The sequence below is a fragment of the Enterococcus sp. DIV0176 genome (assembly GCF_050528535.1).
Lineage (GTDB): Bacteria > Bacillota > Bacilli > Lactobacillales > Enterococcaceae > Enterococcus_B > Enterococcus_B thailandicus.
The window spans coordinates 2,022,113-2,039,816 of sequence record NZ_CP172879.1; the positions used below are offsets into that span (position 1 = coordinate 2,022,113).

Genomic DNA, 17,704 nt, shown 5'->3' on the forward strand with positions numbered 1-17,704 from the left:
CAGTTTTCAAAGGTCTACTTGAATTGCCGTAGCAACTTTTATATCATATCAGAGTGATGTTTGAATGTCAACTCTTTTTTTAAAAAGTTTTTTTGATTTCGTTTAAGAAATCTTTCAACAACTCATTTATCATATCGCATCGTTTGTTATTTGTCAAGAACTTTTTTGAAGTTTTTCTTGATGAAATCAAGCTTCATAAGCAGCCCTTTTTAAACGACTTAGTTATCTTATCATGTGATAATTCACATGTCAACAACTATTTTTCATGTTATTTACGAAAGTTTCATGAATGTTACTTTCGCTTCAACGTTGTCTAATTTATCATTCTTTTTTTGATTGGTCAACTGAATTTTTGACCTTTTTCAAACAGTACTCAGACTGTTTTTCTTCCTAATTTTCGTGTTTTACGAACAAAGTCTCTGGTTAAGCTTTAAAATGGCTATAAAAGCATTATAAACCGGAACATTCTACTTGTTTTTTTGTTTAAAACGGCAAAAAAAGAAGATTGAATTTTTTTCAATCTTCTTTTTATTTTTGTATTTTCTGATTAGAAAAGAGGAACACCCTCTACTTCGTAAGTCCCAAGAACAGCTCGCATCTGCCCTGATTCTTCCCAAAGATAGCCTTCTGCCAGCTCACCATCCTGATTCTTCTGCTCTGTTTCAAAAACAAACAACGGAACATTTTCATGTCCGATATGGGTGTTGGTCAACTCCATTAAGTTGATTTGACTCACATCAATATGAACGATTTCCTTTAAAAAATTAAGCATATTGGCTAGACCAGTCTTTCCTTCAGAAAGATCTGCTAACGCGAATTCTAGCGTATCATCAATTGAATGAACCAGAAATCTCTTTGATCCATCCTCCAAATGCAACATAATTGTACCAGCGACTCTTTTGTTTGCCAAAATCTCCACCTCGATCAACTTGTTCTTGTTCTATGGCTTACAAAAAAATTTTAGCATATTTTCAGAAAAAATACACTTTTTATTTCTTGTTTTCTTTTTTCTCCAATTCAATCAATGCTTCTTTGATCCAGATGGGTAGTTGTTCTTCGATTGTTTTAAAACCAATTTTTCTATTTTTGTTTGTAAAATACCTTTTTCTACGGTGTGCAACTACTGGACTGTTGTTCTCTAAAGTTCTTAAAGATAAACTGATTTTTTGAGAGTACTCATCAATATCAATAATTTGTACTCTGATTGGTTGTCCGATTGTTAGCAATGCATGAATATTTTTTGTATAACCTGATTGTACTTCTGAAACATGGATTAATCCCTGCGTTTCCTCGTCAAGAGAAACAAACGCACCATAAGGTTGTATTCCAGTTACTTTTCCTTCAATTATTTGTCCAATTTTATAAGTCATTTACTTCCCTCTCTTCGCATCTTTCATTATACTGTATATGATTTAAAAAAAGAAGTTTTGAAAATAAACAAGTGAAATCGGAGGCTTTGAAATGGTAGAATTCGATCAACAAATAACGAGAAAAAATACGCATAGCGTAAAATGGGATGGTATTACTGAAACATATCATGCATCTGATTTGTTACCGCTTTGGGTAGCAGATATGGATTTTCTTTCTCCCAAAAGTGTCACTCAGGCTTTAAGCAGCTATGTTCAAAACGGTTTGTTTGGTTACTCAACGATTTCCAATGAATTATATAACGCTATTATTCAATGGGAAAAGGAACAGCATCAAGTCACCATAAAAAAAGAAGAGATTGTCTTTTCAAGTGGTGTTTTGTCCAGTCTAGCTGTAGGTATCCAAACGTTTACTGAAATAGGCGATTCAATTATGATTCATGATCCTGTTTATCCACCTTTTTCTTCTATAGTAGAAAACAATCAGCGAAAGTTGGTTCGCAGTTCTTTAATAGAAAAAAACAATCATTTCGAGATGGACTTTGCAGATATGGAACAAAAGATACAACAACACAATATCAAAGCCTTCATTTTATGTAACCCTCATAATCCTGGCGGTCGTGTGTGGTCAAAAGCTGAATTAACTCAGTTAGCAGACCTGTGTTTAAACTATCAGGTTTTCATATTCAGTGATGAAATTCATCAGGACCTTATGCTGTTTGGCAATCAGTTCACATCAATGTTGACAATCAATCCGAAACTTCATGATCAAATGATCGCATTTACTTCCGCCACAAAAACATTTAATTTAGCGGCAATTAAACATTCGATGGTTTTTATCAAAAATAAAAAACTTAAAGCAGCTTTTACACAACGTCTCTTAACTAATCAGCAACAAGAAATCAATACATTTGGCTTAATTGGTACACAGGCAGCTTACGAAACTGGTGAAACTTGGCTTTCAGAGTTGCTTCCTTATTTAGAAGAAAATGTTTCACTTGTTTGTTCCTTTTTTCAAGAAGAAATGCCAGATGTTCGTGTTATGAAGCCTGAAGGGACTTACCTAATGTGGTTAGATTTTTCCGCTTACGAAACAAATGATCAAGAATTGCAAGACTGTTTCATTAAAAAAGGAAAAGTTGTCTTGAACCCAGGAATTTCTTTTGGCCCAGCTGGACATTGTCATATGCGTTTGAATGTTGCCTGCCCTAAAGCGACTTTATTAGAAGGATTACAACGAATCAAACACTCTTTTGAAAAGTAATTTTCTATTTAATTTTTTATAAAAAAGCAAAAAGGGACTGTGACAAAAAATTTGTCACAGTCCCTTTTATACGAATAAAAGATGTTCTCAAAGCAACTTCTGCGGCAGTAAGCTGAAACTTCGTCAAAATTTGAAGAACAATTTCTAAAAATTTTTACTTATTACTTGAAGTTCAACGCTTTGGACCACAATCTCTTTTACATTATCAGTACATTTTCTGATAGTTATTCTGCAATCTCAATTGTTTCGATTACTACATCATGGACTGGTCGGTCTTGTGGTCCACGTTGTACATTTGCAATTTCATCAACAACAGTCATTCCTTCAACAACATGACCAAAAACTGTGTGACGGAAATCTAGCCAAGGTGTACCTCCACCCTTATAAGCTTCGATAACTTCTGCGGGGAAACCGGCACCTTCAAGTTGTCCAAGCATATTAGCAGGAACATTTTCATTATTTACGATAAAGAATTGGCTCCCGTTAGTATTTGGACCAGCATTCGCCATTGATAATGCACCACGTAGGTTAAATAATTCACGGCTAAATTCATCTTCAAAGCTTTCACCGTAGATGCTTTCTCCTCCCATACCTGTTCCAGTTGGGTCGCCACCTTGGATCATGAAATCAGGAATGACACGGTGGAAAATGACACCATCGTAGTACCCTTTTTTAGCTAATTCAATAAAATTTTGAACAGTTTTAGGTGCTAATTCAGGAAATAATTGAACTGTGATGTCTCCGCGATTTGTTTTGATTGTTGCTTTTGGGCCTTTTTCATTTGCTAAATCTAATTGTGGAAATGCCATGTTTGGTTCCTCCTAATGTTTTCTTACTACCAAATAATAACATAATACCGAATGTCTATTCAAAAAACTAGATCAGATTACTAAAAAGAAAGTTTAAACTCCAAGTAAAATTAATTTATTTGAGAAGCATTCTCAGTTGAATTCTGCTATAGTGTGTCTGGAGGAGGAGTTTTTTATGGACATTTATGACATTACCATTATCGGTGCTGGACCCGTGGGTATGTTTGCCGCATTTTATGCAGGAATGCGACAAGCAAAAACAAAGATCATTGACAGTTTACCCCAACTTGGTGGTCAGTTAGCGACCTTGTATCCAGAGAAATATATTTACGATATCCCAGGGTATCCTGCAATTAAAGCAAACGAATTGGTCGGCAATCTTGAAAAGCAATTGACGACTTTTAATCATACATTTCATTTAGAAGAAGAAGTTCTTTCCATTACACGCGAAGAAGATGTGATCGAAATCATTACAAACAAAGGTATCCATTATTCAAAAGCGGTGATTTTAGCACTCGGAAATGGCTCTTTTCAGCCAAGAAAATTAACTATCGAAGGTGCCGACGCCTTTGAGAACAACGGTTTAGATTATTATGTCAATGATTTAATGAAATACGCTGGCAAAAAAGTAGCAATTGCTGGTGGTGGCGATTCTGCGATTGATTGGGCATTGATGCTTGAGCCAATTGCTAGCGAAGTCTATCTGATCCATCGTCGAAGCGAATTTCGTGGCCATGAACACAGTGTTGCTCAATTAAAAAATTCATCTGTTCATTTATTGACACCTTATTTGATTGAAGATTTAGCTGGGGAATCAAACCAGTTAACCGACCTTCGTTTAAAAAAGGTAAAAAGCGATGAAACGATTGATTTAAGCATTGATTCTTTGATTGTCAATTATGGGTTTACTTCTAATTTAGGTCAGATTGCTTCGTGGGGGCTGGAAAGTTCTCGCCAATCAATCATGGTAAACTCCGATATGTCGACCTCAATTCCTGGAATTTACGCTGCAGGCGATATTTGTTCCTATGATGGCAAAGTGAAATTGATTGCTACAGGATTTGGTGAAGCACCCACTGCGGTTAACAATGCACTACATTACATCAATCCCAAAGAACGGGCACAACCTGGACACAGTACCAGCTTGTATGATAAACGACTTCGTCCTGAAAGATGACTAGCATCCACTTGTAATAAACCTCAGATGCAAAGGTATCCTTCTTGCTTTTTTACTTGATTAAGCTAACATGAATATATAGACTATTTGAAGGAGGAATACCATGGTTATTAAAAAGGAAACATTAGAAGAAAAAGCACGTGCTCTTTTACTTGAACGCGGTGTAACAATTGAAGATATTGCAGAATTAGTTATGTTTTTACAAAAAGATTATATTACTGATTTAACTTTAGCGGATTGCGCAGAAAGCGTTGACTCGGTTCTAACAAAACGAGAAGTCCATAATGCAATCATCACGGGAATCCAGTTAGATATTTTAGCTGAACAAAAACAGTTAATGGAACCTTTACAACATATTATCGAAGACGATGAAGGCTTGTATGGAATTGATGAAATCCTCGCCTTATCTATTGTTAATGTTTACGGAACGATTGGGTTTACCAACTACGGCTACATTGACAAAGTGAAACCAGGGATTTTAAAACAATTGAACCGACATGATGGCGATCATGTCCATACTTTTTTAGATGATATCGTTGGTGCGATTGCCGCATCTGCAGCAAGTCGTTTAGCCCATGCTGAACCTGAAAAACGCAGTCGTTTGACACAATAAAATGAATCGGTAACAAGTTAGCAGTGCAATATTGGCTGTCACCAACAGAATGGTACTGTGACAGAAATGATTAACTCCAAGAAATATGAGAAGCCGTTTTCGAAAATGACTTCTCATATTTTTGTGAAAATTTGATTGATTACTGAAGGAGGTGTGACAAGGCTTTTGTCACACCTCCTTTTTCTCCACTAAAAGTAAAAGAAACGCCCTCAAAAATAAGCCAGATTTGGTTTATCTTTGAGAGCGTTTCTTGTTGAAAAAGTTATCTTTTCTTTCTTAACTCATGCTTTCCAAGGAACAGGAAAATAGCGAAAAAGAGTTCAAGTAAAACAAAAAAGAGAACAAAACTATGCATAAAAAATTCTTCCGGTAACACATTGATAATTGGATCAGTTCGAGGATCGAATAACCAATCGTCATTGTTGAAAAATGTTTCGTGAAAAACAATGAAGAATCGATCAAAACCGATTAGCATAAAAAATCCAATAACCACTGGCGCAAGCATCCCAAACTGAAACGGACGTATTAATCGCCAGAAACGTTTATTTTTCCATAACGAATAAACAAATAAGCTACTTGGTATCAACGTGACTAATAACACAGCATAATCAATGAAAAAAAGAACACGAACTTCACGAAAATGGTGTGCGCCACTGGCCGAAACAGGAAAATCTGGCAAACTCAGTACAGATTGAAACGGATTATTCAAGTATTTCATCAATTCATCAAAATTCTGAAGCAACGTTTGCTGATCCAGAGACGTGTACCGCAAAATATGCAAATAATCAATATCAAATACATAGAGCGGTCGAAAATTGATAGTCAAGGCAATCGCTAGACTAATCAAGGTCAGAAATAAGCTAGTCAACCCCAAATACTCAAGCCATTGTCCCTTACGCTTACCCATTTAGAACTGCCACTCATCTAATGAATTTTTGACAAATGTAGCTGGGACTGGTAAATGAGGTACATCTTCTGCCTTGGTAAACCCAGATAGAACGAGCAACGTGTCAATTCCGTTTTGGATACCGGCTTGAATATCTGTTTCATAGTTATCACCAACCATGATTACTTCCTCTTTTTGAAGTCCTAAGATTTCTACTGCCTTATCCATGATGATTGCTTCTGGCTTACCAATATAGATTGGAGTTGTTTGAGTAGCTGTTTCAACGAAGGAAACCACTGAACCTGCACCGGGTAGCAACCCGCGTTCAGTAGGAATATTCTTGTCTGGGTTTGTTCCAATGAACGTTGCCCCTTTTTGAATTGCAAGCGTTGCTGTCACCACTTTTTCGTAGGTTAAATAATTATCTAATCCAACAACAACGTAATCTGGGTTTTCTTCTTCCCATTCAAATCCAGCTTCCAAAATCAGGTCAATTAATCCTGACTCCCCAATAACAAAAACTTTCTTACCTTTTCCATCTGTTTGCATAAAATCAATCGTCGCTAAACTTGCCGTATAAACTGTTTCTGCTGCGACATGAATATCGAATTCATCTGCCAAACGTTTTGCAACTGTAGCAGGGCTCTTCGTCGTATTATTAGTAACGAATAAAAAGGGTAACTCACGTTGTTGTAATTCTTCGACAAAACGTTTCCCTGCAGGAATCGCTTCTGTTCCACGATAAATCGTTCCGTCTAAATCAATCAAATATCCTTTATAACTCATGCTCACGACTCTTTTCTTTTTCTTATCGTAAAGTTTGCTTTTTCATTTGCTGGCTGCTCTACTGATTCTTTAGCAGCAGTCGCTTTTTTGGGCGTCTCCTTACGTTTTTTAATGACAGGTTTCTTATGACTAGAAGACACTGGACCTTTCTTTTCATCAATGTACGCTGTCTGATTGTAATTTTTTTTCTTTTTGCGACGTTGTGCTGGCTTTTCCTTTTTGTCTCCCCCGCCAATGCGCTCGATAACAAAATAAGCACAACCAAAATTGCAGTATTCATAAAGATAATCTTCTAATGAATCAATCCGCTGATCCGGATGGGCACGTCGATTGTCTGCACGGAAAAATCCTTTCAGGCGAAGCTGTTCATAGCCCCAGTCCCCAACGATATAATCATAACGAGACAACACATCACTGTACCGCTCGCCAAGTTTTTGTGCGTCAAACCCTTCACGGTGATTGGCTACTAGACGAAATTGTCGATCACCAACTAAAAAATTACTATCATCTAAAGGTGTCACAAGTTCCCCTTTGATTTTTTCTGCTTTAGGCTTTTCTTCAACGATTTCTTCTAAAGCAGTCGTTAGTTCATCTGTGACAAGATTTGTTGCTTCACTTTCAGCTGTTGCTACGGTTGTTTCTTTCGTTTCTTTGTTTGCAACTGGCTGTTGTTTCTTTTCTTTTGGTTTTGCAGACATACTTTCACCACCTATTCCTAGTCATTATACCTTGTTTTTATTTGATTGGGTAGTGAGCTTTCAAGTAATCACCCACAACACTACGAATAAACTCTGGGAACAGAAATTCATTTTCGCCGGCAATCTCAATCGTCGGGAAAAACGGTACAAACATGAAATGGTCAACCGTCGTAAACGAATATCTTTCTTTCTCATTGATTGGTTGATTTTGAAAGAGTACTTGATGATTTACTTCATCGTAGGTAATACCATTGTAAACGATTTGTCCAAATATTTTCCCTCGAAATCCCATCCCATTCATAGGAAAGTTACGTAAGAAGTTGCGATTTTTTTCCATTTCCAAAATTAATCGAATCAAATCTGCTCCTTTAACGGTTACATTCAATAAGTGCATTGGATGTGGTAACGCAGTGTGAAGCTCATCTTGGTCGATAATTCCGGCGGGGATATCCGTCAAAAACAAGCCACTATTCAAAATTGCCGCCTTCGTCTTGCCACGTTCTTTGATTGCTTCTAATGCTAGTTGAATAAAGGGTTCTTCACCAAAAACATCCATTGTTAGTGGAAATGGTAGGTCAGCGACCTTTTTAGCTTTTAAAAGTGCGTGCCCTTCTGCCAAATAACTAGCGATTTCTTGCGCATCTTCTGCAAAGACTGTCAATGACTCAGTGGGAATTGCTTGTGCAGAATATTTCACAATTTTTTTATTCTCATCTAACGTCAATTGAACTTCTCCTACATACTGACCATAACGACCAGCTGCGGCTAATTGAACGCCGTTGATCACTTCGCCATTAGGAAAGAGATGATGTGTATGTGAACCTAAGATAACATCTATTGCTGGTAATTCTTTTGCAATTTGGATATCATCTTGAATACCCAGATGGCTCATCAACACTAACACATCGACTTTCGGACGTAATTCTTCCACCATTTCCGGTAATATATCATACGGATTTCGGATATCCCAACCGTTTGGACTATACGTTAAAGGAAAAGGTGCCGTAAATGCCAGCAAACCGATTTTTGTCTGCTGCTTCGTTTCGATAATCTTGTATGGCTTCGCCCATGCTGGTGGCTGCAATGTTTTTTTGTCAAATAAATTTGCTAATAAAACATCAAAATTAGCTTCATCATATAGATGATTCAAATCATGTTTTGAATTTCCAACACCTTCATTGTTTCCAATCGTTGCGGCATCGTAACCAATTTCATTCATCAGTAAGACATTGGCTTGACCATTCGTTGCTTCCGATAAGGGATGCCAACGGTCAACGAAATCTCCTAGGTCCACTGTAACAGTCGTTGTCTGTACTTTCTTTTCACTTTCACGTTTTCGTTGCTCTAAAAAGCGTCTGATTCTGGGCCAGTTTTCCAGATGTGAATGGAGATCATTTGTGTGTAATAACATTATTTTTTCCATCTTCTCGCCTCTCTTCTCGACCATCATACCACAGAGCTATTTTTTCCTTCCAATAATGATCCTGAGTATTATTTACTTCAAAAAAATAGAATAAAAAAATCATTTATGGTTTCTTTAAGCTAACCTAGTTATTATTAAGTCATTCCCAAAACATTCATTTTTTTCATTCTTTACCTCCAACCTTGCCAGCCTCATTTTTTCTATTGAGGCTGGTCTTTTTGACAAAAAAAGCGCGCCTTTGACTTCAAAAGAAGCTATTGGCACACATTCATTCCTAATATTTAGTTGGTTCACTTATTTTTTGGGCAAAAAAAAACAGGTATAGCATTCCTGTTCATCAATCAGCTATTTTTTATATTCAGACACATGGCGGAGCCTACTTAGTGCTGCTTCCTTCCGGATCTGACACGCTTCATAAGCCCACCATTGTCCTAGCCTTTCGGCAAGAAATAGTATACCGCATTTTTTCCATTCTGACTAGCTTTTTTTCGATTTCTTTTTTTTCGTACGCAACTGACGGAAGAATGTTGACAAAATTCCTCCACATTCCTCTTCCAAAATACCCCCTTCAACGGTGGCTTGATGATTGAAGCGTTCATCCGTCAATAAATTCATCAACGTTCCAGCAGTTCCACCTTTTGGATCATAAGCACCAAAATAAACTTCTTTGACACGTGACAAAATCATCGCACCACTGCACATTGGACAAGGCTCTAGTGTTACAAATAACTGTGCTTCTTCTAAACGCCAGCTACCAACAGCTGCACAAGCTTCTTTAATTGCAAGCATCTCTGCATGGGTTGTGGCATCTTGCGTTGTTTCTCGTAGATTATGCCCCCTACCAATTACTTGATTATCTAAAATCACCACTGCACCAATTGGGACCTCAGCTAACTGTTCTGCTTTTTTAGCTTCTTCAAGAGCGAGGCGCATCCATTTTTCTTTTTCTTGTTGCGATAACTGTTCTTCGTTCAACAAATTCCCTCACTTTTTTCTCGATTATTTTTCTTCAGCATAACTTTACCATATAAAAAAAAACTTGTAACTAGCTTGTCCTTTTGATGAGGTTTTTTTATGGTAAAATAGCGGTGAGGTGAAGCACATGAATCAAGCACAATTACTAGAATTATATCCAAATGCTCAACTTAAAGAATTTCCTTCCGCATCACCATCGATTCTTTCTTTAGCTACTGGTGACGCCTTTCTTTGGTTTGAAAAAAAATCGTTAGCTCCATCTGAAATCAGTCTTTTGAAAGCGTTATTCCCAATGGCTACCAATCCAAAAAACCATCCTTGGTACCATTATTTATTCGAACAACAATCATTAACATTAGATCGTTCCTATCGAATCATCCAGTTACATGTATCAGCAAAGGATGACTTTTTGCAAAAGGAATGGCAAGAAACGTTACTAGCGATGTTTTATGAACCTGCAGATTTCTTTTTCTATAGCCAACAAGATGCACTACTGATTGAGCCTAAAGGGAAAAATTTTCTTCCAGTTTCTGAACTAAATGGTATTTTTCAATCATTAGATATTGACTTTGAAATTACAACAAATGTTTTTGTCGGCGCTTTTCATGCACCTTCGCAAGATTTTGGAACATTGTTTGCTGAAGAACGAAAAATTTTTCTTACAGAAAAACGCTCCCCACAAAACAGTCAAGCTGTGTTTTCTCTACAAGATGTTGCCCTGCACTACTTTACAACAGAGGGAATCAAAGAGAATTTACTTATCCAAAATTATCAGCTCTTGCTTGAAGAAATGGATATGGAAGAAATCATCTTAGCGTTGTGGAATCATTTGGGCAATATCAGCTCCGCTGCCAAAACTCTTTTTCTTCATCGTAACACGTTGAAATATCGGATAGAAAAGTTTCAGGAAGCAACTGGCTTTAATTTAAAGCAAGCAAATGATCTTCTTTTTTGTTATCTTCTAATCATCCAAATGTCTCCTACCAAAAAAAATAATTAAAAAAAGTGAGCGTTGCGACTAGCCTGACTAGTCCAACACTCACTTTTTTTGCTGTGCTTTTTTAACACAAAAAATTACATAATTTTATCAACTAAAGTCATCAAACGCTCACGCAAATCATCCGTTGAATCTTTTAGCGTGTCACCATAAACAGAGATTTTCTTGCGGCCTTTTTTGATTTTTTCTAAAACACCCATCAAAGAGTCCAAATCACTATCCGATAAGTCATCGACTAATCCTAATAGCTTTTCATTTCCGTCAAACTTATCATTAACAAATTTTTTGACTTTGCAACGATTAGACATATGACGAATTTTTTCCACCACTTTACCTGACACAACTGCTGTAGTTGCTACACCAGCAGCAGCCATGATACCTAAACCGATTGTTACTTTTGTTGATGTTTTCATAAGTCTTCAGCTCCTTTTTATCTACTTCTATCATAGCATAGACAAAAAAATAAACGAACTATTTCACTCGACTCATGAAGCACCATTACTTAGCTGCAACTAAGCGAATATCAGTTAGGACTTCTGGTAAGTCCTCATCTAGTTCGGCCAACTTACTCCAGATTGCTGTCATTGTTTCATAAAACTCACGAGAATTTTCGTCAGAATTTAAACTCCCCAAAATATTCAGCCACAAAAGTTCAACTAGATAAACTTCACTAACTCTAGTATGTTCATTTAGATGAGTCTTAAAACTTAGCTTGAATAAAGCTGCTAAGTCTAGATCAGACTGGAAGACGATTCCACGAACGCTTTCGTTCACTGCAAAAAATTCTTTCAATAAGTGGACGATACTAAAAAAGTCCGTCATTTGATACGTGTCTAAATATTTTTCAAAGCTCTTTTTGATTTCATCAATAATTGTTTCTTTTAACACACCAATGGAATCAAAATGTGCATAAATCGGATATGTCGAACAGCCACAATAAGCTGCTAATTTTCTAGCAGTAATCGAATGCAACCCAAACTCTTCTGCATAGACCATACTTTTAAATAGTAAATATTCTTTACTAAAATTGGTTACTCTACCCATTTCTTTCACCCTCTTCATTTGATTTTATGATTCACAGTAATATTTTTCTCTAACGATTCTTTGCCAATATCCTGCGTAACTTTATGTAGGGGGAAAGCGTATAGAAAAAGTTATGATTTCTTATGATAAATATAACAGCAATCATCCGATAAAATAGTAGCTGATATCCTGCGTAATAGACCTGTGACTAGGAATGATTTGGTCGCACATAGCCAATGGATTATTCATCTCAAGCTTAGCTATACTGTTATATTTTGTACGTCTAAAAGAAATTTCATTACTTTTTTCTAACTTGACAAAACGCGCTTGGACATAAACAATAGAATAAACAACTAAATAATAACTTTAAAATAACAAGTTATATTATAAAGGTCTAATACCCTGTGAGAATAACATAGTATGAAAACACTTACCACTCACACTTTATGACCTATCCTGTACATATTTAGGAGGAAAGGAGTTTCGAAATGTTAGTTGATGCAAAAAAAAAGGAACTACTTGTTCTGTATGAGATTATCCAAAGCGATACTTGTTCCTTACAAGATCTTTCAAATAAACTCGTGATTCCCAAACGGACGGTGAAAGACTTGATACGAAAACTTAACCAAGCGATTAGTCAGTTACTTGAATTTCACTCTTTTATTTATTCGACTCATAAAGGAGAGATTCAGATCAATGAACACTATGAAAAAACAAAAATGCAGGTATTCTATTACTTGAAATTAATCTTTTTACGCGAATCCCAGCGTTTTAATTACTTATTACTTTTGATGGACAGCCCTGACGCTTCAGTTGCCAAGGAAGAGTTGACCCAAAAATTATATATTTCTTCTTCTTACTTAGAAAAATTAACTACGCGAATCAATAAGGATTTAAAAAAATTCAATCTACAAATTATTTCTTCCAATAATTGTTATACCTTATCTGGAGATGAATTATTGATTCGAATCTATATATACATATTTCTATCGGATGCCTTTCAAGGACCTGAATGGCCATTTACAACAATTGATTTAGCAACAGTGAAGCAGGAAATTACTCTGTCAGATGCATTCCAGCTTCCCTTTCATTCCGAGACAGAGCAAAAAAATATTTATTTACTCTATGCGGTGTTTAAACTTCGAATCAAGCAGGCTTCTTTCTTAGAACCACTCGAAAATGATATTCAGCAATTACTGAAGCTACTCTTTCACACCTGTGATTTAACCGGTTCGTTTAAACAAAACATGCCTGTGGAGCTACCCGAAAAACATACGGAGAACGAAGTGTTTGTGCTCAATTTTATGATTCTTTGTTTCTTCCCAAGTTGGGTCCACGTCCAACAGAAATTAACCATTGGTAAGTGTTTTATGCAAACAGATCATGTTTTTTGTCAATTCACACAAAAACTAACTGTTCAATTAGCCAAGCATTTTCCAACCATTGATACAACTGAAAAAATTGCCTTCTATCACTACTTCATCACGCTTGCGTTCACTTTTGTTTCATTGTTAGGGGAATCAATCATTGAATTTCATACGCTCTATTTCCCCACTGTAACAGAAACGGTGTCGGCAGATGACTCGCAAGTGCAATTAATTCTCACAGAGATCAACGCTCTTTGCCCAGCCAAGTTGCGTTCAGTTCACGTCGCTCACTATTTGGGTTCACTGATCTATCAATTGATTCGTTCTGAAACAGATACACAACTGTTGATTCATTTAAAAATGACGAAGACCTTAACTGGCAATTATCATCTGAAAAATCGTTTGGAAAAGTTGTTCAATCACGAAACGATTCTTCTTACCTTTTCACCAGAAAAAGCGGACTTGATCGTTACTGATTGGTTTGAAGCAGCACAACAAGCCATCCCTTCTTTTTATTGGAATCTAACAAATGAAGAAGTCAGCTGGCAAAAACTTGTCTTACTTATCCAAACACTCTATGACAAAAAAACACAGATCAACACGACGCAAAACTTGTTACCTGCGCCAAACAACCACTAAAAAGAAGCACCGGCATTTATCAACTGACAAAAGCCGGTGCTTCTTTTTATTCTTACTTATTGCTTTGCTGTTTATCCTTTAGTCTCGACGGTTGTTTCCGCCAAACAACAAAATCAAGCGGAGTAATTGTAGGAAAGTTGCTAGTGCTGCTGCGACATAAGTTAATGCTGCAGCAAACAAGACGTGACGCGCCATTGGCACTTCATCTTCAGTCAACAAACCGCCCTCACTTAATATCTGTAACGCACGTCTTGACGCATTGAATTCAACTGGCAGTGTCACTAATTGGAATAACAACGCCAATGAAAAAGCAAAAATCCCGATATTAATCAACGTGTAATTCCAACTAAACAAAACGCCGACCATAATCAATGGCAACGAAATTGCAGAGCCAAAATTAGCTACTGGAACCAATGCTGCACGAATTTTTAACGGTGCATAACCAACAGCATCTTGGACTGCGTGTCCGCATTCATGGGCTGCCACACCAATTGCAGCAACTGAAGTCGATTGCGCTGTTGCTTGTGATAAGCTTAGCATTTTATTTCCAGAATTATAATTATCTGTTAGATTCCCGGCGATTGGTTGGACACCTACGTTTTGGATGTTTTGACTGCTCAAAATATATTGGGCAGCTTGTGTTCCTGTCACATTATTTTTGCTACGGATTTTATCATATTTCTTGAATGTGCTATTGACATATGCCGAAGCAATACCTGAAATGGCTAACCCGATGATGACCAAGATAAACGTTGGATCAAGTACATTATAGATCCCGTACATTTAAGCTCACTCCTTTTCATTTTCTTTATTCTACCATGAGAAGAGAGAAAAAAATGTGAAGAGACTTTGAAGCTTTTAGTTTTTCTTAACGAACTCAGATTTCAACTTCATTGGACCAAAGCCATCAACTTTGCAATCAATATTGTGGTCGCCTTCAACTAAACGAATATTTTTGACTTTTGTTCCTTGCTTAATTGCACCAGAAGCACCTTTGACTTTTAAATCTTTGATGACTGTTACACTGTCACCTTCTGCCAAACGATTCCCATTTGCATCAAGCACAACAAGTTCGTCTTCCATGTTCTCGGTTTGTTCGGCGCTCCATTCATGACCGCATTCTGGACAAATAAATAATCCTCTGTCTTCATAAGTATACTCAGACCCACAAGTTGGGCAATTTGGTAATGTCATCTTCTTTCTCCTTTAAAATCTATTATTGAGCATCATTGTAACGAAAAAAAGTTACTTTGAAAAGAGTGCTTGTGAATTTTGTACAAAAAAGAGCAAAGAAAATGACTGATGTGCTGTAATTCTCCCAAAAGTCGCTTTTCTTTACTCACTTATTACCTTTTTCGATTATTTTTGTTGGTAATCCTGACACAAAGTTTGAATTTCTTGATAGATTTCTTCTACTTCACGTAAATCTTTTGCATTTGCACCACTTGCTAGTGGATGTCCGCCTCCGTGATGACGCTTTGCTAGCTCATTGATTACAGGACCTTTTGAACGCAAACGAACACGGTAATGTCCTTCTGGTTGTTGAACAAAGATTCCCCAAGCCAAGACTTCATCTATGACACCAGGCAAAGCAACGATTGCTGCGGTTTCAGAATCATCAATCCCGTAGTCAGCCAACAATTCTTTTGATAAAAGCACGCGACCAGCACCGTTATGGTCAACCTCAAGATGTTGGTATAAATATCCTGAAAGTTTGGCAACTTTCATTGGCATTTGCTCTAATTCACGATTTAATTGACCAGCATCAAATGGATAGCTCATTAAGACAGCGGCAATTTCTAATGTTCGTGGAGTTGTTGCCGGATATAAAAATCTTCCCGTATCGCCAACAATCCCACCATAGAGTAACCGTGCTGCAGTTGCGTTGATCGTTAGTTCATCTGGAAACATCAAAGCAAATGAAGCAATCATTTCGCTACAGCTGCTTGCCTTCGTGTCTACCCAAACGAGGTCACCATAAGGCTCATCGTTTGGATGGTGGTCAATTTTAATCAACTGATCGCCTAATGGATAACGGTCATCACTGATTCGTGGCGAATTCGCTGTGTCCGTTACAATGACTAATGCCCCTTGATAAAGTGCATCATCAATTGATTGCATTTCTGCTAAAAAACGAAGTCCTTCAACAGTTTCACCTACCTGATAAATTTCTTTTGTTGGAAAACTTTCTCGCAAAATCTCCGCTAACCCGACCTGTGAACCAATTGCATCTGGGTCGGGGCGTTGGTGGCGATGAATGATAATTCGTTTCGCTGCCTGAATTGCTGTTAAAATTTCTTGTTGGATTGTTAGTTCCGTTGTGTTTCTCATGTCTTCCCTGCTTTCTAAGAACGTTCCATTACTTGGCAAACAACAATTGCTTTTGCCACAATAATATTTTCAATGTACACTTCAATATCTAGTTTTGCTGAACGACGCCCGATTTCTAACACACGTGGTTGAATATCTAATTCACTCTCTAACTGAATTAAGCGTAAGTAATGAAGGTTCATTTGTTCAATCAAAATATTACGTCGTTGGTTCAACAACATCGTTTTTTGGGCGACATCTGAAATAATCTCACTTAATACCCCAAATGAAATCGTCCCTACGCCGTTAACCATTTGTGGTGTTACTGTAAATTTGAATTTAGGATTGTCCAGACGGCTTCCTTCACGATCGGTTTCAATCGTTTGGATATCCCCCGAAATTTGATCCGAAATCGTATCAGCAATTTGTGGTTGACGCTGAACCAGCTGCATAGCCTTCATCACATCTTGACGCGTAATGACACCTTCTAATGTCAAATCATCTGAGACTACGGGCATCACTTCAAGTCCATCCCAAATCATTTGATGGCTTACCGAAGCAACACTCATCGTTTTCTTGACACTAATTGGCTCTTTCGTCATTACTCGTTCAATGAGCTGATTTTCAGATTTCCCTAAAATGTCCTTGGCTGTCACGATTCCCATCAACCGTTGGTGGCGATTAACAACTGGAAAGCGTGAATGCTGGGTTTCTTCTGACAATCGTTGAAAATCAGCAACGGTTTCCGTTGGCAAAAGATGATATGTTTTTTCTGCTGGCATATAAATGTCGCTGACTAACATAATATCTTTTTTGATTAATTGGTCACTTAGCGCACGGTTAATCATGGTTGCAACAGTAAAGGTATCATAAGTTGTCCGCAAAATCGGCATTGCTAGCTCGTCTGCTAATTGAGAAATCTCTGGTGTTGTTTCAAATCCCCCAGTAATCAACACAGCTGCACCATCTTCTAGTGCTAACTTTTGGACATCCGTTCGATTTCCCACAATCATTAGCGAACCAGGAGTGATATAGCGTTCCATCGCATGTTTCGTCATTGCCCCAATCACAAACTTGTTGAGATCTTTATCTAACCCGGCTGCGCCTCCTAACACATCTCCTTCAATAATTCGGACAACTTCACCAAAGGTCAAACGTTCAATATGCTTCTTTAATTTTCGCTCGATCCGAATCGTTCCAACACGCTGGATGGTTGATACTAAGCCAATATTTTCAGCATCTTTGATTGCTCGATAAGCTGTACCTTCACTGACATTCAGTTCCTTCGCAATACTCCGCACAGAAATCCGATTGCCCACTGGTAAACTTTCGATATATTCTAAAATCAAATCATGTTTTGTCGCCATTTT

General features: G+C 37.3%; 19 protein-coding genes and 1 other RNA gene. 5 read left to right on the forward strand and 15 right to left on the reverse strand.

Annotated features, from left to right (window positions below; genetic code table 11):
* Positions 1 to 547 precede the first annotated feature (547 nt).
* Both IGJ66_RS09380 and IGJ66_RS09385 read right to left on the reverse strand, forming a co-directional pair.
* Entirely contained in the window at positions 548 to 910 is a 363-nt protein-coding gene (locus IGJ66_RS09380) for a hypothetical protein (RefSeq protein ID WP_067482451.1), read from the reverse strand.
* 79 nt (positions 911 to 989) lie between these two features.
* A complete protein-coding gene (locus tag IGJ66_RS09385) occupies positions 990 to 1,370 on the reverse strand; it encodes a CvfD/Ygs/GSP13 family RNA-binding post-transcriptional regulator (protein ID WP_349702685.1) in 381 nt (126 codons plus the stop codon).
* 91 nt (positions 1,371 to 1,461) lie between these two features.
* Here IGJ66_RS09385 and IGJ66_RS09390 point away from each other — a divergent pair, with 91 nt between their 5' ends.
* Positions 1,462 to 2,631: a MalY/PatB family protein gene (locus tag IGJ66_RS09390; protein ID WP_430616532.1), complete on the forward strand. Its 1,170-nt coding sequence runs from the start codon at positions 1,462 to 1,464 to the stop codon at positions 2,629 to 2,631.
* A gap of 224 nt (positions 2,632 to 2,855) precedes the next feature.
* Here the strand turns inward: IGJ66_RS09390 and IGJ66_RS09395 are convergent, their stop codons facing one another.
* A complete protein-coding gene (locus tag IGJ66_RS09395) occupies positions 2,856 to 3,440 on the reverse strand; it encodes a peptidylprolyl isomerase (protein WP_067482457.1) in 585 nt (194 codons plus the stop codon).
* A gap of 175 nt (positions 3,441 to 3,615) precedes the next feature.
* Here IGJ66_RS09395 and IGJ66_RS09400 point away from each other — a divergent pair, with 175 nt between their 5' ends.
* Positions 3,616 to 4,617, forward strand: coding sequence for an NAD(P)/FAD-dependent oxidoreductase (locus tag IGJ66_RS09400; RefSeq protein WP_284590992.1), 1,002 nt, complete (start codon positions 3,616 to 3,618; stop codon positions 4,615 to 4,617).
* A gap of 103 nt (positions 4,618 to 4,720) precedes the next feature.
* Positions 4,721 to 5,230, forward strand: coding sequence for a phosphatidylglycerophosphatase A family protein (locus IGJ66_RS09405; RefSeq protein WP_067482460.1), 510 nt, complete (start codon positions 4,721 to 4,723; stop codon positions 5,228 to 5,230).
* A 262-nt stretch (positions 5,231 to 5,492) separates the two neighbouring features.
* Here IGJ66_RS09405 and IGJ66_RS09410 read toward each other — a convergent pair whose 3' ends face one another.
* From IGJ66_RS09410 to tadA, 6 genes are all read right to left on the reverse strand, one after another.
* On the reverse strand, positions 5,493 to 6,137 hold the full coding sequence (locus tag IGJ66_RS09410; protein ID WP_067482462.1) for a TIGR01906 family membrane protein: 645 nt from the start codon (positions 6,135 to 6,137) through the stop codon (positions 5,493 to 5,495).
* On the reverse strand, positions 6,138 to 6,902 hold the full coding sequence (locus IGJ66_RS09415) for a TIGR01457 family HAD-type hydrolase (RefSeq protein ID WP_270346493.1): 765 nt from the start codon (positions 6,900 to 6,902) through the stop codon (positions 6,138 to 6,140).
* A gap of 2 nt (positions 6,903 to 6,904) precedes the next feature.
* Positions 6,905 to 7,600: a YutD family protein gene (locus IGJ66_RS09420; protein ID WP_067482466.1), complete on the reverse strand. Its 696-nt coding sequence runs from the start codon at positions 7,598 to 7,600 to the stop codon at positions 6,905 to 6,907.
* 37 nt (positions 7,601 to 7,637) lie between these two features.
* Positions 7,638 to 9,023: a bifunctional metallophosphatase/5'-nucleotidase gene (locus IGJ66_RS09425; RefSeq protein WP_095803767.1), complete on the reverse strand. Its 1,386-nt coding sequence runs from the start codon at positions 9,021 to 9,023 to the stop codon at positions 7,638 to 7,640.
* A gap of 352 nt (positions 9,024 to 9,375) precedes the next feature.
* Positions 9,376 to 9,460: signal recognition particle sRNA small type (gene ffs / locus IGJ66_RS09430), an RNA gene on the reverse strand.
* Positions 9,461 to 9,500: 40 nt separating this feature from the next.
* Positions 9,501 to 10,001, reverse strand: coding sequence for a tRNA adenosine(34) deaminase TadA (gene tadA / locus IGJ66_RS09435; protein ID WP_373419147.1), 501 nt, complete (start codon positions 9,999 to 10,001; stop codon positions 9,501 to 9,503).
* A gap of 124 nt (positions 10,002 to 10,125) precedes the next feature.
* Here tadA and IGJ66_RS09440 point away from each other — a divergent pair, with 124 nt between their 5' ends.
* Entirely contained in the window at positions 10,126 to 10,998 is an 873-nt protein-coding gene (locus tag IGJ66_RS09440; protein ID WP_071868889.1) for a helix-turn-helix domain-containing protein, read from the forward strand.
* A 74-nt stretch (positions 10,999 to 11,072) separates the two neighbouring features.
* On the opposite strand, the gene IGJ66_RS09445 is transcribed toward IGJ66_RS09440, so the two are convergent.
* Together IGJ66_RS09445 and IGJ66_RS09450 are read right to left on the reverse strand one after the other, a co-directional pair.
* Positions 11,073 to 11,408, reverse strand: a complete 336-nt coding sequence (locus IGJ66_RS09445; RefSeq protein ID WP_067482472.1) for a hypothetical protein — start codon at positions 11,406 to 11,408, stop codon at positions 11,073 to 11,075.
* 85 nt (positions 11,409 to 11,493) lie between these two features.
* Positions 11,494 to 12,039 carry a TetR/AcrR family transcriptional regulator gene (locus IGJ66_RS09450; RefSeq protein ID WP_067482473.1) on the reverse strand — a complete coding sequence of 182 codons (546 nt, stop codon included), beginning with the start codon at positions 12,037 to 12,039 and terminating at the stop codon, positions 11,494 to 11,496.
* 467 nt (positions 12,040 to 12,506) lie between these two features.
* Here IGJ66_RS09450 and IGJ66_RS09455 point away from each other — a divergent pair, with 467 nt between their 5' ends.
* Positions 12,507 to 14,024 (forward strand): helix-turn-helix domain-containing protein, encoded by a 1,518-nt coding sequence (locus tag IGJ66_RS09455; protein ID WP_430616533.1) that lies wholly within the window; start codon positions 12,507 to 12,509, stop codon positions 14,022 to 14,024.
* 78 nt (positions 14,025 to 14,102) lie between these two features.
* Here IGJ66_RS09455 and IGJ66_RS09460 read toward each other — a convergent pair whose 3' ends face one another.
* From IGJ66_RS09460 to IGJ66_RS09475, 4 genes are all read right to left on the reverse strand, one after another.
* A complete protein-coding gene (locus IGJ66_RS09460; RefSeq protein WP_270608280.1) occupies positions 14,103 to 14,807 on the reverse strand; it encodes a zinc metallopeptidase in 705 nt (234 codons plus the stop codon).
* A gap of 75 nt (positions 14,808 to 14,882) precedes the next feature.
* The gene (locus IGJ66_RS09465) at positions 14,883 to 15,218 is read right to left on the reverse strand and encodes a zinc ribbon domain-containing protein YjdM (RefSeq protein WP_430616534.1); all 336 of its coding nucleotides are present in this window, start codon (positions 15,216 to 15,218) and stop codon (positions 14,883 to 14,885) included.
* Positions 15,219 to 15,383: 165 nt separating this feature from the next.
* Entirely contained in the window at positions 15,384 to 16,355 is a 972-nt protein-coding gene (locus IGJ66_RS09470; protein WP_071868886.1) for a DHH family phosphoesterase, read from the reverse strand.
* A 14-nt stretch (positions 16,356 to 16,369) separates the two neighbouring features.
* Entirely contained in the window at positions 16,370 to 17,701 is a 1,332-nt protein-coding gene (locus tag IGJ66_RS09475; RefSeq protein WP_067482483.1) for a DRTGG domain-containing protein, read from the reverse strand.
* Positions 17,702 to 17,704: the final 3 nt, after the last annotated feature.

Bases quoted from the DNA above. Each gene is read 5' to 3' on its own strand.
- IGJ66_RS09385 (WP_349702685.1), bottom strand. From the start codon at position 1,370: ATGACTTATAAAATTGGACAAATAATTGAAGGAAAAGTAACTGGAATA.
- IGJ66_RS09390 (WP_430616532.1), top strand. From the start codon at position 1,462: ATGGTAGAATTCGATCAACAAATAACGAGAAAAAATACGCATAGCGTA.
- IGJ66_RS09395 (WP_067482457.1), bottom strand. From the start codon at position 3,440: ATGGCATTTCCACAATTAGATTTAGCAAATGAAAAAGGCCCAAAAGCA.
- IGJ66_RS09400 (WP_284590992.1), top strand. From the start codon at position 3,616: ATGGACATTTATGACATTACCATTATCGGTGCTGGACCCGTGGGTATG.
- IGJ66_RS09405 (WP_067482460.1), top strand. From the start codon at position 4,721: ATGGTTATTAAAAAGGAAACATTAGAAGAAAAAGCACGTGCTCTTTTA.
- IGJ66_RS09410 (WP_067482462.1), bottom strand. From the start codon at position 6,137: ATGGGTAAGCGTAAGGGACAATGGCTTGAGTATTTGGGGTTGACTAGC.
- IGJ66_RS09415 (WP_270346493.1), bottom strand. From the start codon at position 6,902: ATGAGTTATAAAGGATATTTGATTGATTTAGACGGAACGATTTATCGT.
- IGJ66_RS09420 (WP_067482466.1), bottom strand. From the start codon at position 7,600: ATGTCTGCAAAACCAAAAGAAAAGAAACAACAGCCAGTTGCAAACAAA.
- IGJ66_RS09425 (WP_095803767.1), bottom strand. From the start codon at position 9,023: ATGGAAAAAATAATGTTATTACACACAAATGATCTCCATTCACATCTG.
- IGJ66_RS09440 (WP_071868889.1), top strand. From the start codon at position 10,126: ATGAATCAAGCACAATTACTAGAATTATATCCAAATGCTCAACTTAAA.
- IGJ66_RS09445 (WP_067482472.1), bottom strand. From the start codon at position 11,408: ATGAAAACATCAACAAAAGTAACAATCGGTTTAGGTATCATGGCTGCT.
- IGJ66_RS09450 (WP_067482473.1), bottom strand. From the start codon at position 12,039: ATGGGTAGAGTAACCAATTTTAGTAAAGAATATTTACTATTTAAAAGT.
- IGJ66_RS09455 (WP_430616533.1), top strand. From the start codon at position 12,507: ATGTTAGTTGATGCAAAAAAAAAGGAACTACTTGTTCTGTATGAGATT.
- IGJ66_RS09460 (WP_270608280.1), bottom strand. From the start codon at position 14,807: ATGTACGGGATCTATAATGTACTTGATCCAACGTTTATCTTGGTCATC.
- IGJ66_RS09465 (WP_430616534.1), bottom strand. From the start codon at position 15,218: ATGACATTACCAAATTGCCCAACTTGTGGGTCTGAGTATACTTATGAA.
- IGJ66_RS09470 (WP_071868886.1), bottom strand. From the start codon at position 16,355: ATGAGAAACACAACGGAACTAACAATCCAACAAGAAATTTTAACAGCA.
- IGJ66_RS09475 (WP_067482483.1), bottom strand. From the start codon at position 17,701: ATGGCGACAAAACATGATTTGATTTTAGAATATATCGAAAGTTTACCA.